The following is a 16,372-nucleotide window of genomic DNA, read 5'->3' as shown; positions in this document are numbered from 1 at the left end:
ATCTGGTGGGAGCGGGCTTGCCCCGCGATTAGGCCTCAAAGACCGAGCAGTTGCATCCGCTGACGCACCGACGCTTCGATACCGGCAACATCCAGCCCGCACTCGGCCAGCATCTGCGCAGGCTTGGCATGCTCGACATAGACATCCGGCAAGCCCAGATGCAGCACTGGCTTGAGCACGGCTTCGCGGGCGAGGAACTCGCTGACGGCAGCGCCAGCGCCACCCATGATGGCGTTTTCTTCGATGGTCACCAGCAGCTCATGGCTGGCTGCCATTTCGCGTACCAGGGTTTCATCCAGGGGTTTGACGAAGCGCATGTCGACGACGGTGGCATCGAGGCTTTCGGCAACCTTGAAGGCTTCGGCAAGCTGTACGCCGAACACCAGCAGGGCAACCTTGCTGCCTTGGCGGCGAACGATGCCTTTACCGATTTCCAGTGGTTCGAGGTTGCTCTCGATGGCCGCGTTCGGGCCGCTGCCACGCGGGTAGCGCACGGCCGCAGGGCCGTTATACAGGTGACCGGTGCTGAGCATCTTGCGCAGCTCGTTCTCGTCGCTCGGGGTCATCACCAGCATGCCGGGGATGCAGCGCAAGAACGACAGGTCGAAACTACCGGCGTGCGTCGGGCCGTCTTCACCGACCAGGCCTGCACGGTCGATGGCGAACAGCACGTCGAGGTTCTGCACGGCGACGTCATGGATCAGCTGATCGTAGGCGCGCTGCAGGAACGTCGAGTAGATCGCTACCACTGGCTTGGCACCTTCACAGGCCATGCCGGCGGCCAGGGTCACCGCGTGTTGCTCAGCGATGGCGACGTCGAAGTAGCGCTCGGGATAGCGTTCGCTGAACGCCACCAGGTCAGAGCCTTCCTTCATCGCCGGGGTGATGCCGACCAGACGCTGATCCGCCGCGGCCATGTCGCACAGCCACTGGCCGAACACCGCCGAGTACTTCGGACCGCCAGCCTTTTTCGGCGCGGCCGCCGGTGCATCGACAGGCTCAAGCTTGGTGATGGCGTGATAGCCGATCGGGTCGACTTCAGCCGGAGCGAAACCTTTACCCTTTTTCGTCACCACGTGCAGGAACTGCGGCCCCTTGAGGTCGCGCATGTTACGCAGGGTAGTGATCAGGGTTGGCAGGTCGTGACCGTCGATCGGGCCGATATAGTTCCAGCCCAGCTCTTCGAACAGGGTGCCAGGCACCAGCATGCCCTTGGCATACTCTTCGGTGCGGCGAGCGATTTCCCAGGCGCCGGGCAGACGCGAGAGCACTTTTTTGCTGCCTTCGCGCATGCTCGAATAGGTGCGGCTGGAGAGGATCTTGGCCAGGTAGTTGGACAAACCACCGACATTGCGCGAGATCGACATGTCGTTGTCGTTGAGGATCACCAGCATGTCGGCGTCGACTTCCTGGGCGTGGTTCAACGCCTCGAAGGCCATGCCGGCAGTCAGCGCGCCATCGCCGATGACGGCGATCGACTTGCGCGGATCATTCTGCAGGCGGGCGGCAATGGCCATGCCCAGCGCTGCGCTGATCGAGGTGCTGGAGTGACCGACGCCAAAGGTGTCGTACTCGCTCTCGGCGCGACGCGGGAAGGCGGCCAGGCCGTCCTTCTGGCGCAGGGTATTCATGCGCTGGCGGCGACCGGTGAGGATCTTGTGCGGATACGCCTGGTGACCCACGTCCCACACCAGCCGGTCGTCCGGGGTGTCGAAAACGTAGTGCAGGGCAATCGTCAGCTCGATAACGCCCAGGCCGGCACCGAAATGCCCGCCGGTTTGACCAACGGTATAGAGCAGCTCCTGGCGCAGTTCGTCAGCCAGGTTCTCCAGGTCGGCTTCAGCCAGCCGGCGCAGGCCGGCGGGCGTATCGGCACGGTCGAGCAGCGGCGTGACCGGGCGTTCGCGGGGGATCTCTTGAAACGTCGTGGGCATCAGGCGAATCGTTATAGATATGAAGTGGCGGCAGTTTACCTTATTGCGGTATTGGCTGCCCATTTGCGCTAATCGCGGGGCAAGCCCGCTCCCACCGGAATGCCGTGGGAGCGGGCTTTCCCCGCGATGCGATCAGCGTTTAGTTACGGCGCTCAACGATATAACGGGCTAATTCGCGCAACGGCTCGGCCGCTGCGTCGAAAGGCCGCAGGGCTTCCAGCGCCTGGTCGCGCAGCTCCAGGGCATAGGCCTTGGCAGCGTCCAGCCCGAGCAGGGCCGGGTAGGTCGGTTTGTCGCGGGCGATATCGGCACCCTGGCGTTTGCCCAGGGTTTCGGTGTCGCTTTCAACATCGAGAATATCGTCCTGCACCTGGAACGCCAGGCCGATAGCCCGGGCGTAGGTCTGCAGGGCGTTGAGCTGGGTCTGGTCGGCGCGAGCGCTGGCCAGGGCGCCAAGCCTGACGCTGGCTTCGATCAACGCGCCGGTCTTGTGCCGGTGCATGAACTCAAGCGCCGCTTGATCAAGCTTGAGGCCCACCGAGCCGAGGTCGATGGCCTGACCGCCGACCATGCCGGCCGGACCTGCGGCCAGAGCCAGGGTCTGGACCATGGCCAGGCGGACGCTGTCAGCCTGGGGGCTCAATTGCGGATCGAGCAGGGCGTTGAACGCCAGACTCTGCAAGCCGTCGCCGGCGAGAATCGCGCAGGCTTCGTCATAGGCCTTGTGGGTAGTCGGCTGACCACGGCGCAGGTCGTCATCGTCCATGGCCGGCAGGTCGTCGTGCACCAGCGAGTAGGCATGGATCAGCTCGACGGCGCAGGCGGCGCCGTTGGCTTGTTCGGGGACAACGCCAAGAGCTTCGCAGGCCGCGTAGGTGAGCAGCGGACGCACACGCTTGCCGCCGTTCATCACGCTGTAGCGCATGGCGGCGTAGAGGCGGGTCAGCTCTACCGAAGGCGGGACGAACAACTGTTCGAGGGCGGCATCGACGCGTGCCTGGCAGCTGGCCTGGTAGTGGGCAATCATTCTGCCTGTTCCGCGTCGAAAGGTTCGGCCTTCAGTTCGCCGTCGCGCTCCAGCAGTACCTGGACTTTCTGCTCGGCCTGGACCAGAGCGCTCTGACAATCGCGGGTCAGGCTGATGCCCTGTTCGAAGGCGGTCAGCGAGTCTTCCAGCGACAGCTCACCGTTCTCCAGGCGCTCGACCAGAGCTTGCAGGTCGGCGAGGGATTGCTCGAAATCAATAGAGGCTTTTTTTCGGGCCATGGCGGCTGTCTCGGTGGCGGTATAAACGGCGCGACACTAGCAGAGCGGGGCGGGGGGAGCAAATCGATAGGGCGGATCTTTCGTCGCATTCTGTTGCATAAAGACCGGCGGTTAAGCCTTGATTTTCCTGCAAGGCTCGCATTGTGGGGGGTTGTGGCTCTCTGCCATAATCGCGACCGCTTTATCTCGCGGGATTCACGCCGGTGGGCCGCTTTTTTCTGACGTTACGTAATGGACTACGTTGTGAGCTTCCTTTCGATCGAGTTTGGCCTCAGCTTCACCCTGTTCTTCCTTATTTACTGGAGTTTGTGCTGGAACCTGCGCCTGCAGAACTTGCTGCTGCTGGCAGCCAGTTACGGCCTGGTGGCCAGTTTCAGCCTCTCTTCCCTGTATGTGCTGCTCGGCTATAGCGCGCTGGTGTATCTGCTGGGCTTGCTCGGTGAACGTTATCCGGGGCGGCGCTTCAGCTATCTGCTGGTAGGGCTGTTGGTGCTGGGCAGCTTCTATCTGTTCAAGTACCAGGAGTTCTTTGTCGGTGGCGTGCAGGGCGCGCTGACAAGTGCCGGCATTGATGTATCGCTGCCGGTACTGCAAGTGCTGGTGCCGATCGGCTTATCGTTCTACGCCTTTCACTCGGTCAGCTACCTGGTATCGATCAATCGCCGCGAGATGCCTTCAGCGAGCCTGCCGGATCTGGCCCTGTACCTGGCATTCTTTCCCAGCCTGATCGCCGGCCCCGTCAACCGCGCCGCCCATATGTTGCCGCAGATCCGCCCGCAGGCCATGCGCCAGGTGCTGGAGCCGCAGCGGGCGCTGGGGCTGATTGCCCTGGCGGTGGTCAAGCTGTTTTTCTGCAGTGCCTGGCTGGCCAGTCAATGGGTCGACCCGGTGTTCGAAACGCCTGGCAGCTACTCGCCGGAACAGATCCTGCTGAGCGTCTATGGCTACAGTTTTCTGATCTATTTCAACTTCAGTGGCTACACCAACCTGGTGACCGGCATTGCTCTGCTGCTCGGCTTCCGTCTGCCAGAGAACTTCAACGCGCCTTATGCCGCACACAACCTCAAGGAATTCTGGGCGCGCTGGCACATCAGCCTGTCACTGTTCATTCGCGACTACGTGTACATCCCGCTGGGTGGCAATCGCCGGGGCGTATGGCGCGGCAATCTGAACATGCTGCTGGCCATGCTGATTTCCGGCCTGTGGCATGGGGCGAGCCTCAATTTCATCATTTGGGGCGCGCTGCACGGTATCGGCCTGGCCTTGTACAAGGCGTCTACTTACCTCTTGCCGCAACCGATGCGCTGGCCTGGGGCGGGGCTGGCAGCGCGCCTGCTGACGTTCCATTACGTGGCCTTTGCCTGGATCTTTTTCCGAAGCGCGAGCCTGGACGAAGCCATGGACATGCTCGCCGGTCTCGGCGGCTTGAGTCTGGATGGCCTGTTCTCGTCGACCGGCTGGCTGTTGCTGGCCAGCGTGCTGTATGTGGCGGTGTACCCGCAGCTGCTCGCCTTGCTGCGCAAATTCTTTACTGCGACGAGCCGTTTGCCCTGGCAGTTCTATCCGATTCCGCTCGGGGTGTTCGTGTCGCTGGTTATCTTTGCTTCGCAGTCGGGCGTGCCGGGGTTCATCTATGCAAGCTTTTAACGCCGGCCAACTGTTGCGCGTGCAACTGAATGCGGCCAAAGCCTTCTACGCTATCGTGCTGACCACTGCGCTGCTGTTCTGGCTGAATCAGGACTCGATCAGCTTGTACTGCCAGCAGAAGTACCATCAAAGCTGCGAATTGCCCGTGCTTGGGCAAAGCCCGGCGTGGCGCTTGGGTGGCGAGCTGACCCAGGCCCTGGGCGCAGCCCGCGACAGCTTTGTCGCCAGCCTGGAGCAAAGCCGCACGGCTGTGGCGCAGGTCGATACCGTCGAGCTACCCGCGTCGATACCGGTGGTTTCAGTGAATCTGGATGCCCCCCATACCGCACCACCGGTGGTGGCGAGCAAGCCGGTCGCGGTCAAGGTGGCTGCCCCGACGCAGGCCGCAGCACCGGTCGAGCCTGCCGCAGCCATTGCCCCAAGCCCGTTGCCGACTGCCACCGTGGTCTCCCTGGCGGCGGGCGACGAGGTATTTCTGGTGGGCGACTCCCTGATGCAAGGCGTTGCGCCGCACCTGGCCAACAGCCTGCGCAAGCGCTACCAGATCAAGAGCGTCAACCTCAGCCGACAGAGCACCGGGCTGGCGTATCCAGGGTTCTTCAACTGGCCGCGAACGGTGGCGCAAACCCTGGACAGCTCACCGAACATCCGCCTGATGGTGATCTTCCTCGGTCCCAATGACCCCTGGGACATGCCCCAGGGCAAGGGCAAGCCGTTCTTGCGCTTCAAGTCACCGGACTGGGAAGCGGCCTACCGCCAGCGCATCGATGCGATTCTGGAACAGGCGCGTGAGCACCAGGTTCAAGTGATCTGGGTCGGGCCGCCGAACATGCAGAAGCCGCGACTCTCCACGGCCATGGCCTACCTCAGTGGCCTGTACCAGGAGCAAGCCGGGCTGTACCGGCAACATTACCTTTCGGCCAACCCGGTGCTGGGTTACCAGGACGACGAGTTCTCCTATACCTTGCAGAACAGCCAAGGCAAACGGGTCAAGACCCGGGTCGATGACGGTATTCATTTCACAATCACCGGACAGAAGCTGATCGCCGAACAGATCTTGTCGATGATCGCCTTTCCGGGCCTTACGGTAACGGGACACTGATGCGCCGACTGCACAATATTCTGGGCTTGATCCTGCTGATCTGTGCGCTGCCGGGCTGCAGTCCGGTGGCGGCAGTCAACACTGCGGCGCAGCCGGTCAATGCGCCAGCCAAACAAGCTTCCAGCCAGAGCAACGGCAATTTCAGCGTACTGGCCAACAAGTTCAAGAGCGCCAGTCGTGCGGCGGTCACAGTTGTGCAGTTTGGCGATTCGCACACCGCCGCCGACCTCTTCAGCGGCGAGATGCGCCGCTTGCTGCAGGCGCGGTATGGCGATGGCGGCATTGGCCTGGTGTCTGCCACACCGGTGCCCGGCACGCGTTATGACCAGGTCATCCTCAAGACCGCCCAGCGCCAATGGCAGTTGGTGTCGGCACGCAATCAGCAGAGCACGCAGTTTCCCCTCGGCGGCTATCTGTCGGTGCCCTTGGTGGCCAAGCCCAGTGTGCGTATCGAGGCGCGTCAGCCCAGTGCCCAGCGCTACCGGGTATCGGCCTTGTACCAGGCACAGGAGAGCACCAGCCTGCTGCTGCGCGACCCCCGTGGCCAGAACCGTCGGCTGCTGGCTGCTACCGCTGGGCAATGGCGCTTCGGCCCGGTGGTGAACAATCTCGGCCTGCCACTGGACCTGACCCTCGACAGCCGCCCCGGTACCGTCCTCGGCGGCTGGTACCTGCAGGGGCAGAAGAACGCGGGTGTGATCTACTCGGCTCTGGGCATCAATGGCGCCCGGCTTGAGGTGCAAGACAAATGGCAGCCCGGCTGGCAAGACAGCCTCAAGGCCCTGCGCCCGGACCTGGTGATCCTCGCCTACGGCACCAACGAAGCCTTCGACGATACCCTTGACCTGAATCTCTACCAGACCCAGTTAAAGCAGACCCTGGAGCGCCTGCGCCGCGACCTGCCACGGGCAGTGGTGTTGATCGTCGGTCCGCCGGACTCGATCAAGCAGCGCAAGGCGCGCAGCTGTGCGGCGCGTCAGCCTCAGCAACTGGCAGCGGTCATCCGTATTCAGCGTGAGGCCGCCAGGCAAGCCAACGCCCTGTTCTGGGACTGGCAGGCTTTTATGGGCGGGCAGTGTTCGATTGTCGCCTGGCAGGCGCAAGGTCTGGCCCGCGGCGATCTGGTGCACCTGAGCGCTGACGGCTACCGCAAGAGCGCGGCCGCACTGCATGACTATCTGCGTGCGCAGCTGAAGTTGAAGTAAGGGCGGGAAAAGGAGAGGCGGGGACAACTCCGGGTTGGCTTGCGGCGCCCCATGGAGTTGTCTCCCCGGCCCTCGAAAGAAGAGGCCAATCCAGATACCCGAAGGCACCTGCTCAGCATGTGCCGACCGGCTCCCAGCCAGTCGCGATTCGGTCCTCTGAATACACCTTAGTAGCTGTCTGGTGTACTGTAAATTTTTCTGCACGCATTGTGTTTCTGGTTGTAAATACATCTGCGTCAACACCAGAGGTGTGACATGAACCTGCTCGAAGTGGCCGGTGGCAAACCGATCAAACTCTGGACCGAGGGCGTGCCGGTGGAAGACGAGGCCCGCCGGCAACTGATCAACACGGCGAAGATGCCATTCATCTTCAAACACCTCGCAGTCATGCCCGATGTGCACCTGGGCAAGGGCTCGACCATCGGCAGTGTCATCCCCACTCTCGGCGCGATTATCCCCGCGGCTGTCGGTGTGGATATCGGCTGTGGCATGATCGCCGCGCGCACTTCGCTGGTTGCCGCGGACCTGCCTGACAACCTGCACCGGCTGCGCAGTGCCATCGAAAAGGCCGTGCCCCACGGCAAGACTTTCGGTCGCCATGACCAGGGCGCCTGGGACACTGTTCCCGCGCAAGCCGACCATGCCTGGAAGGATCTGGCGGCGCGCTTCAGGTCGATCACCGGCAAATACCCACGGCTGGATAAAACCAACAACCGTCAGCACCTGGGCACCCTCGGCGGCGGTAACCATTTCATCGAAGTCTGCCTGGATGAAACCGACCGCGTCTGGTTCATGCTGCACAGTGGTTCGCGCGGAGTCGGCAACGCCATTGGCAACCTGTTCATCGAACTGGCCCAGGCCGACATGCGCCAGCACATCGCCAACCTGCCGGATAAAGACCTGGCGTACTTCGAAGAAGGCAGCCGCCACTTTGCCGACTATGTCGAAGCGGTCGAATGGGCCCAGGACTTTGCCCGGCAGAACCGTGCCTTGATGATGCACGCAGTGATTGCAGCGGCCCGTCAGGTACTCGGACGACCCTTCGAGGCCAGCCTGGAAGGGGTCAACTGTCACCACAATTATGTGCAGCGCGAACGCCACTTCGGCCAGGACATCCTGGTAACCCGCAAGGGCGCGGTATCCGCACAGAAAGGCGAGCTGGGCATCATCCCCGGCTCCATGGGCGCGAAGAGTTTTATCGTCCGTGGCCTGGGCAATGAAGATTCCTTTTGCTCATGCAGCCACGGCGCCGGGCGGACCATGAGCCGCACCCAGGCGAAAAAGCAGTTCACCCTGCAGGATCAGGTGCGCGCCACCGCGCATGTCGAATGCCGCAAGGACAAGGACGTGATCGATGAGATTCCCATGGCCTACAAGGACATCGATGCAGTGATGCTGGCGCAAAAGGAGCTGGTGGAGGTGGTGCACACCTTGCGCCAGGTGGTGTGCGTCAAAGGCTGAGGGCGCCCGATCCGCGCTGCAGGTCCTGGGTGGTGTCGATAATGAAGCTGCGCAGCCAGCGGTTGTGCGGGTCGTCGTTGTGCTCCACGTCCCAGACCATGAACACGCGAAAGGCCGGGACGAAAATCGGCACCGGGCTGACGGTCAAACGCGCAATCCGCGCATAGGACAGTGCCGCAAAGGTGGGCAGGGTAGCGATCACGTCGCTGTGCACCAGGGTCGCCAGAGCGCCACTGAAATGGGTGAAGGATGCCGACACGCGCCGGGCGACGCCTTCGCTCTCCAGCAGGTCATCCACGAACCCCCGGCGCCCGTCAAAGGAAATCCGCACATGCTCATGCATGAGGTATTCATCGCGGGTGAGCGGGCTTTTCAGGTTCAATCGTGGTCCGTCGTACAGGCATGAGTAGGACGAAGAAAACAGCACCTGTGAGCTGTAATGCGAAGTCAGTTCCTTGGGTTCGGAGCACAGGACCAGGTCGATGTCGGGGTCGGCTAGCGAGGTTTTCCACAGCGAGCTGTTGCTCTGGTGAAAGGCAAATTTGACCGAAAGCCCACGTGCTTTTGCTTCGTTGACCAGGCGTGGCGACACGTAGCTTTCGATGTCATCCGACAGCGCAATGTTGAACACCCGGGTCGACGATTCGGCAGAAAACTGCGGGCGCTTGTCGACGATGGAGGCCACGGCGCTGAGCGCTTCAGTGACTTTCGGCGCGATCTCCAGCGCCCGGCGGGTCGGCACCATGCCGGTGCTGGTGCGGATGAACAGCTCGTCGTGAAACTGTTCGCGCAGGCGCTTGAGCGAGGAGCTGACCGCGCCTTGCGTGACATGCAGCACCGCCGCCGCACGGGTCACGCTGCGCTCGTTCATCAGGCACTGAAAAACGATGAGCAGGTTGAGGTCGATCCTGCTGATATTAGCAACACTAATCATGGTCATCTCTTGTATTCGTTTGATTAATTTGCCTCGACATTCTTAATCTCGACCCTGTGCTAACACAACAATAATCGGGTGGCCGGGGATGCAAGATTCAATAGTGCAATCGCAACAGGGTGAGCACGCCGTCTCATCAAACGACGCAGCAGAGCTGCGCAAACGGGCTATTGCCGTCGGCATTGGCAACTTCATGGAATGGTTCGACTTTGCCATTTACGGCTACTTCGCCGCAGTGATCGGGCAACTGTTCTTTCCGTCCAGCGCACCGGGCGTTTCGCTGCTGTCGTCGTTGGCGGTGTTTGCCGTGGGCTTCCTGTCGCGGCCCTTGGGCGCCGTGGTACTGGGCCCGATTGGCGACAAGCTGGGACGCCGCGCGGTGTTGATCATCACCGTGTTCGGCATGGGTCTGGCCACCACCCTGATCGGTCTGTTGCCCGGCTACGCCGCCATCGGCATTGCCGCACCGATCCTGTTGATCGCGCTGCGCTTTCTGCAGGGCATGATGGTCGGCGGAGAGTGGTCCAGCGCCGGTATCTACATCGTCGAAAGTGCCCCCGCCAACCGCCGGGCAACCGCCGCCAGCGTGATCACCGGCACTGCGGGCGCGGCATTCCTGTGTGGTACGGCCATCGCCGCGATCATCACCGCGACCCTGTCGGACGCGGACCTCATGGCCTGGGGCTGGCGCGTACCGTTCGTGGCCTCGATCATCATGGCCGGTGTCGCCATGTACATCCGCCGCAAACTGGGTGACACCCCGGTCTACGAGGCGCTGCAACACAAGCGTGCCACCGGTGGGTTGGAGCAGGTGTCGCGAGGGGCCAAACAACGGGCCTTCGTGGTCTCGTTCGCCTTCTCCGCGCTGTTCGGGGTGTCGCTGTACTACTTCATCACCTACGCCAACACCCACCTGACCCAGACCGTAGGCCTGAGCAAATCGACCGCGTTGGTCCTGTGCAGCCTGGCTCTGGTGCTCTACACCCTGTTCAACCCGTTGGTCGGTCGCCTGAGCGATCGCTTCGGCCGTCGTCCGTTTGTACTGACTGCCGCCGCCGGCCTGACCCTGTTGGCGTATCCGGTATTCCTGCTGATGAACACCGGCAGCTTCGCCGCGATCCTGCTGGGACTGGTGATCATGGCGGCGCTGGTGGCGATCACCGCAGTGATGGATGTGGTGCTGCTGGTTGAAGTGTTCCCGGCCTCGATCCGTTCGACCGGTGCCGCCGTTGGCCACAACGTTGCCCTGGCGCTGCTGGCAGGCCCCGGACCGTTCATCGCCGTGGCACTGATCCAGGCCACCCACAACCCGAACATTCCTGCGGCCTACCTGGCAGCGGTGTCGCTGATCTGCTTCATCGTGCTCTGGTTCCTGCTGCCGGAAACCAAAGACCGGGACATCACCCGCGGTTGATGCCGATCCACACATTCATCAAGGGAAGACTCATGATCAAGGTTGCTGTTGTTCAAGCTTCATCCATTCCGTTCGAGCCGCAGCAGAGTGCCGAGAAGGCCGCCGGGCTGATTCGCGATGCCGCAGCGCGCGGCACGGAACTCGCGGTATTCCCCGAAGCATTTCTTGGTGGCTACCCCAAAGGCGCCGCCTTTGGCACCGTCGTCGGCAGCCGTAGTGATGTCGGCCGCGCGCAGTACCTGCGCTATGTCCAGGGTGCCGTCAGCCTCGACGGTCCGGAGCTGGCCAAGCTCTGTGAAGTGGTCAATGAAACCGGCGTCCATGTGGTCATGGGCATCATCGAACGCCTGGGCCGGACTCTGTATTGCACCGCCGTTACCCTGGCACCGGGCAAGGGCGTGGCAGGCTTCCATCGCAAGCTGATGCCGACTGGCCAGGAACGCATCATCTGGGGCTTCGGCGACGGCTCGAGCATCGCCCCGGTAGACACCCCGTTCGGCAAGCTCGGCACGGTGATCTGCTGGGAAAACTACATGCCCGCACTGCGCCAGGCGATGTATGCCCAGGGCACTGAAATCTACTGTGCGCCGACCGCTGACGACCGTCCGACCTGGGCGGCGTCCATGGTCCATATCGCTCTGGAAGGGCGCGTACCGGTGCTCTCGGCATGCCAGGCGATCACCCTCGGCGAGTACCCGGCAGCCTACCGGGAAGACTTTGGCCTGGAGGCGGTAGAAGGGGACTACATCATGCACGGCGGCAGCATGATCGTCAGTGCTACCGGGCAGGTGCTGGCCGGGCCGGTGTTTGATCAGGAGACGATTCTGTATGCCGAGATCGACTTGACCGTGGGGCAGGCCAGTAACCTCGACTTCGACGTGTGCGGGCATTACGCGCGACCGGATGTGTTTACCCTGAAGGTCAATACGGCGGCGCTTAAGCCGGTGGTGTTTGACGCGGATTGACAGCGCCAAATCGCGCTTGCGCCCAGCGTTAAACGCCTCGTCTGCCACAATAGATTGAGTTCCAGCGCTACAAGGCGCTGGACGGGTCTATTGTCGAGCCGCCGATGAGTGCCGTCGTACGCAAACGAAATAGCCATAGCCCTCTGAGGTCGATCAAACGCCTGTTGGTCGCCGTTGTTTTGCTGCATGCGCCGTTTCAGGCCAGCCTGGGTGCGCAGAGCAGTGGCTTGCCCGCGCACCTTGTGGTTGCGGTGGTCGAGGACGCCGAGCCGCTGGAAGGCGTCGAGGATGGTCGACTGGCGGGCTTCAGTGGCGAGCTGCTGAGCAAGTTGCTGGCAAAATCCGGGGTGGCGCTGGAGGCGCGGCCGCTGCCTCGGCGTGATGTCGCCATGCGTGCAGCGTGCGACGGCGAGGTGGACCTGGTGATGGGCGCGGTACCCTTTCCAGAGTATGCGCACTGTCTGGTCTACTCGGCCGGTTACCTCGAACGCAATGCGCTGGTTATCGCACGCATGGGCGATGAACGGGCGTTGGCGCCAGGATTTCTTGACCGTGCAACTGTCATTACCGAAAGCGGGGCGCCGTGGGGCCGCGAGCTGAAGGCGCAATTTCCTGACATTCAACTGATCGAAGTGGATTCGGTGCGCCAAGCGATGGCCACGCTCGCGGCGGGCAACGGCGATGTATTCATTGGTGCCGCGGCGCGGCTCAACCGGGTGTTGCGCGAGCCGGGCAATGAGCGCTTACACAGCTTGCGGCGACTCGATCTGGGGCACACCGCTTATCGTTTCGCCGCACCGGTTAACCGCAGCGGGACAATCCGCGAACTGGATCGCCGGCTGGCATTGTTGCCGGAAGTGGAGCTTGAGCGACTACGGGACGACTGGTTACTCGATGACCAGGATGCCAGTGCCAGCAGCCTGGCGTTGTCAGCCAAAGAGCATGAGGTACTGAGTGCGCAGAAAACCATTCGCTACACGGTGACTTCGGTCAGCCAGCCGCCCTTCGCCACAGAGGATTCGCGAGGTGTACCGAGCGGGCTGACCATCGACTATCTGACTTACCTGGGAAGGTTGCTCGACATCGATTTAACCTATGTGCCTACGGTTAGCCTGGAGCAAGCGCTGACGCGGGTACAACAGGGCAAGATCGATCTGATCGCCGGCTCGCTCGGCAAGCGCGATCTGCTCGCCACCCCGCTGCTACCTGCCGGAACCTACGCCACGGCGCCGTTGGTCATCGTCACCGCAACCAGCGCGCCTTATATCAGCACGCTGGACGGTGTTCGGGGTAAGCGGGTGGCAGTGGTAGACAGTGATCCGTTAACACCGGCGATACGTATCAACTTGCCGGTGACGCACCTGGTGACAGTCGACGACATGCGCCAGGGACTCGACTTGGTCAGGGCCAACGGTGCGGACGCGATGATCGGTAATCTGACCAGCATGGATGCCCTGGTACGCGGACAGTATGGCGGCGATCTGAGAATTGGCGGGGCGGTCGGATTCGACGAGAAGTTCGGCCTGTGGGGGCCTGTCAGATTGGCGCCGTTACTGGCCATCCTCGAACGTGCACTGGCGGCAATACCTGAGCTTGAGCGCAATCGCATCGAGCGTCGCTGGACGCTGGTCGGCTACCAGTTCGACACACCATGGACAGTGCTGCTGGCACGCTACTGGTCGTTGATACTGCTGGGCAGCCTGGCGCTGCTGGCGCTGGTTGTCAGCCATCTGCGCCTGCGCCAGCACGTGCGTCATCGCCGCGAGAGCGAGGCACGCCTTGAGCACGAGCTGGCCTTGAAAGAGGCGCTGCTGGCGTGTCTGCCGGAACCGATCGCGGCCAAGGATGCCGAGCTGCGCTACGTCGCCCTCAACCCTGCGTTTGAGAAATTCTTTGGCGTGCGCAAGGAGGACTATCTCGGTTCGACGTTACGCCCCAGGCCACTTCCCAATGCATCAATCGAAGCCCTGGCAACGCTGCAGGACGAGGCACTGGGCGCGATGGAGGCTCGTCATCTGCTGCTGCCCCTGGAAAATGCGACGGGGCAGTTGCGCACTGTGATTGCCTGGGCCGTACCGTTCAGAAACAGGGATGGCAGCGGCGGCGGCGTAGTGACGATGTATCTCGATGTCACCGACATTCACGAAGCCCGCCAGCGCGCACGTTTGGTCGAACTGCGACTGAGGGATGTCACCGAAAGTCTTCCGGCGGTGGTGCTGCAGATTCGCTGTGCGCCGGGTCAACCCTGGGAACTTACCTATCTTGCCGGTAATGCCGAGGAGACTTTCGGCGCAAAGGCGCCCCCGCTGATGCATGACCTGAACATCGCCAGCCGCTTGTTGGAGCGGGATGACTTTCTGCGCATACGCGAAGCACTGGCCCAGGCCGGCGATGTACCGGCACCGATAGAGCTGGAATTGAAACTGTCCAAAGACCTGGGCGAGCGCTGGGCGCAGTTCCGTGCCATGCCCAGGCGCGAAGGGGACTTCACGGTATGGAGCGGGGTGTTTTCCGATGTGACCGGCAAGCACCAGCAAGCGGAAGCGCTGCTGGTGGCGAAGGAAGGCGCCGAAGCGGCGCTGCGCACCAAGGAAGGCTTCCTGGCGATGATGAGCCACGAGATTCGCACGCCGATGAATGGCGTGCTGGGTCTGGTCGAACTGCTGCAGAACACTGACCTTTCGGTGGAGCAGCACCGCATGCTGGCCCTTGCCCAGGAGTCGGGGCTGGCGCTGGCACAGATCCTTGACGATATCCTCGACTACGCCAAAATCGAGGCCGGACGTCTGAGCATCATGCGCGCGCCGCTGGATCTGCGCGAACTGCTCGACAGCGTGATGAGCCTGCTGCTGCCCCAGGCTCACGATAAAGGCTTGCAACTGCGCCAGACCGTCGGCGCCGATGTGCCGGCGATGATCCTCGCCGACGGCATCCGGGTCCGGCAGATCCTGCTCAACCTGTTCGGCAATGCGATCAAATTCACCGAACAGGGTAGCGTGACACTGCACGCCAGCGTTGAATCGAACGGTGACGATTCTGCCGTCCTGGTGGTGACGGTCGCGGATACCGGTATCGGTATTCCCAAAGACGACATTCAGCGGCTCTTTGCTCCCTTCGTGCAGAGCGAGCGCAGTTCAACGCGGCGCTTCGGCGGCACCGGCCTGGGGCTGTCGATCTCGCGGCGGCTGGCACAGATGATGGATGGCCAGTTGACCCTGGAGAGCGAGGAGGGTGTTGGCACCACCGCCTTTTTACGGGTTCCCTGCTCGGTGCTGGATACCGACTACGAGTTACCGTTGCTCAAGGGGCGTGCGGTGGTGATCCGCGTGCGCGGTGCGGTGGCCCGTGAAGCCCTGGCAGCCCACGCCAGGGTTGCGGGTATGCAGGTGCTGGATGACGACAGTAGCTCGCCGATCGACGCCATTCATTTCGTCGACATGGACCATCCCGAAGATGCTGGTGATGCCCGGCAGGTCATTCTGGTTAGCGCGGTGCCCAAGCAGCTGGGCTTCCGTGCCTATGCCGGAACGGTCCGCCTGAGTACCAATCCGCTGCGCTGGACAGCCTTTCTCGGTGCCCTTGAGGCGTTGCTGGAAGAACAGTCGAAAGCGAAGGAACAGGTCAAACCTGGGGTGCCGGAAGCACAATCGGCTGCTGCCCTGGCGCGACGAAAAGTACTGGTAGCCGAAGACCATCCGATCAACCGCGAGGTGATCCAGCAGCAACTGCAGTTGCTTGGCTATGTCGCAACCGTGGTCGTCAATGGCGAGCAAGCGCTGCGTGCGCTGGAAACCGAGACGTTCGACATGGTCATCACCGACTGCCACATGCCGGTGCTGGATGGTTTCGACCTGACGCGGGCGATTCGCGCCAGCCCACGTAACGACCTGAGCAGTATCCCGGTGGTCGGTGTCACGGCGACCACGGTCCGCGAGGAGCTGCTGCGTTGCTTCGAAGTCGGCATGAATACCTACGTGCTCAAACCGACTACGCTGGCGTCGTTGCAGAAAGCGCTTTCGGAGGTTGCCGAAGAACTGGCTGACGCCAGCGAAGAGGTCGAGGCGAATGCCCCTGTGACCGATCTGGCCAGTGCCTGCGAATCCTTCGATCCCGCACAAATAGACGCTGGAGCAATACAGGCATTTCTGAGCAGCTTGCTGGCGAACGTAAAAATGCGCCAGGACTACTGGAAATCCCTGCGTGATGACCGCCAAGCCTTGTGTGCTTGCCTGGAGAATGGCTCCAACGATGATTTGCGCGCCTGGTGTCATCGCTCGAAAGGGGCGTTGTCCCTGTTCGGCCAGCCCTGTATCGACCAATTGATGGACCAGTTCCACCGTCTCGTGGCCCAGGCGCCAGCCCCCGCTACCGTCAAAGCCGCCGCCGGCGGCATTTTGCGTATGTACGATCAGCTCTTTTCTATACTTGATAGCTAAGCTCAGGT

The 16,372-nt window shown here is 62.2% G+C and carries 11 protein-coding genes; 7 read left to right on the top strand and 4 right to left on the bottom strand.

All coding sequences use genetic code 11. The features are described 5' to 3' along the window. Positions 1 to 35 precede the first annotated feature (35 nt). The 3 genes from dxs to ACO6VD_RS19245 form a co-directional block, all read right to left on the bottom strand. Positions 36 to 1,934, bottom strand: coding sequence for a 1-deoxy-D-xylulose-5-phosphate synthase (gene dxs, locus ACO6VD_RS19255; protein WP_422421350.1), 1,899 nt, complete (start codon positions 1,932 to 1,934; stop codon positions 36 to 38). A gap of 139 nt (positions 1,935 to 2,073) precedes the next feature. Then, positions 2,074 to 2,961, bottom strand: a complete 888-nt coding sequence (gene ispA / locus ACO6VD_RS19250) for a (2E,6E)-farnesyl diphosphate synthase (protein ID WP_422421348.1) — start codon at positions 2,959 to 2,961, stop codon at positions 2,074 to 2,076. Continuing rightward, positions 2,958 to 3,200 (bottom strand): exodeoxyribonuclease VII small subunit, encoded by a 243-nt coding sequence (locus ACO6VD_RS19245; RefSeq protein WP_045182568.1) that lies wholly within the window; start codon positions 3,198 to 3,200, stop codon positions 2,958 to 2,960. The genes ispA and ACO6VD_RS19245 overlap by 4 nt, the downstream gene beginning before the upstream one ends. A 243-nt stretch (positions 3,201 to 3,443) precedes the next feature. On the opposite strand from ACO6VD_RS19245, the gene ACO6VD_RS19240 reads away from it, so the two are divergent. From ACO6VD_RS19240 to ACO6VD_RS19225, 4 genes are all read left to right on the top strand, one after another. Next, the gene (locus ACO6VD_RS19240) at positions 3,444 to 4,847 is read left to right on the top strand and encodes an MBOAT family O-acyltransferase (protein WP_422421346.1); all 1,404 of its coding nucleotides are present in this window, start codon (positions 3,444 to 3,446) and stop codon (positions 4,845 to 4,847) included. Continuing rightward, the gene (locus ACO6VD_RS19235; RefSeq protein ID WP_422421344.1) at positions 4,834 to 5,949 is read left to right on the top strand and encodes a DUF459 domain-containing protein; all 1,116 of its coding nucleotides are present in this window, start codon (positions 4,834 to 4,836) and stop codon (positions 5,947 to 5,949) included. Before ACO6VD_RS19240 ends, ACO6VD_RS19235 begins: the two co-directional genes overlap by 14 nt. After that, a complete protein-coding gene (locus ACO6VD_RS19230; RefSeq protein WP_422421343.1) occupies positions 5,949 to 7,154 on the top strand; it encodes an SGNH/GDSL hydrolase family protein in 1,206 nt (401 codons plus the stop codon). Before ACO6VD_RS19235 ends, ACO6VD_RS19230 begins: the two co-directional genes overlap by 1 nt. A 255-nt stretch (positions 7,155 to 7,409) precedes the next feature. Further along, positions 7,410 to 8,615: an RtcB family protein gene (locus ACO6VD_RS19225; RefSeq protein ID WP_422421341.1), complete on the top strand. Its 1,206-nt coding sequence runs from the start codon at positions 7,410 to 7,412 to the stop codon at positions 8,613 to 8,615. Here ACO6VD_RS19225 and ACO6VD_RS19220 read toward each other — a convergent pair. Further along, the gene (locus ACO6VD_RS19220) at positions 8,605 to 9,549 is read right to left on the bottom strand and encodes a LysR family transcriptional regulator (protein WP_422421339.1); all 945 of its coding nucleotides are present in this window, start codon (positions 9,547 to 9,549) and stop codon (positions 8,605 to 8,607) included. The genes ACO6VD_RS19225 and ACO6VD_RS19220 overlap by 11 nt on opposite strands. Before the next feature lie 88 nt (positions 9,550 to 9,637). On the opposite strand from ACO6VD_RS19220, the gene ACO6VD_RS19215 reads away from it, so the two are divergent. From ACO6VD_RS19215 to ACO6VD_RS19205, 3 genes are all read left to right on the top strand, one after another. Next, a complete protein-coding gene (locus ACO6VD_RS19215; protein WP_422421337.1) occupies positions 9,638 to 10,963 on the top strand; it encodes an MFS transporter in 1,326 nt (441 codons plus the stop codon). A gap of 32 nt (positions 10,964 to 10,995) precedes the next feature. Continuing rightward, a complete protein-coding gene (locus ACO6VD_RS19210) occupies positions 10,996 to 11,928 on the top strand; it encodes a carbon-nitrogen hydrolase family protein (protein WP_422421335.1) in 933 nt (310 codons plus the stop codon). Between the two features lie 104 nt (positions 11,929 to 12,032). Continuing rightward, positions 12,033 to 16,364: an ATP-binding protein gene (locus ACO6VD_RS19205; protein WP_422421333.1), complete on the top strand. Its 4,332-nt coding sequence runs from the start codon at positions 12,033 to 12,035 to the stop codon at positions 16,362 to 16,364. Positions 16,365 to 16,372 lie beyond the last annotated feature (8 nt).

It is taken from the genome of Pseudomonas sp. GZD-222 (genome assembly GCF_049310525.1).
Taxonomy (GTDB): domain Bacteria; phylum Pseudomonadota; class Gammaproteobacteria; order Pseudomonadales; family Pseudomonadaceae; genus Aquipseudomonas.
Note: the sequence above shows the minus strand (reverse complement) of the source record. Positions and strands in the feature narration are given on the sequence as shown.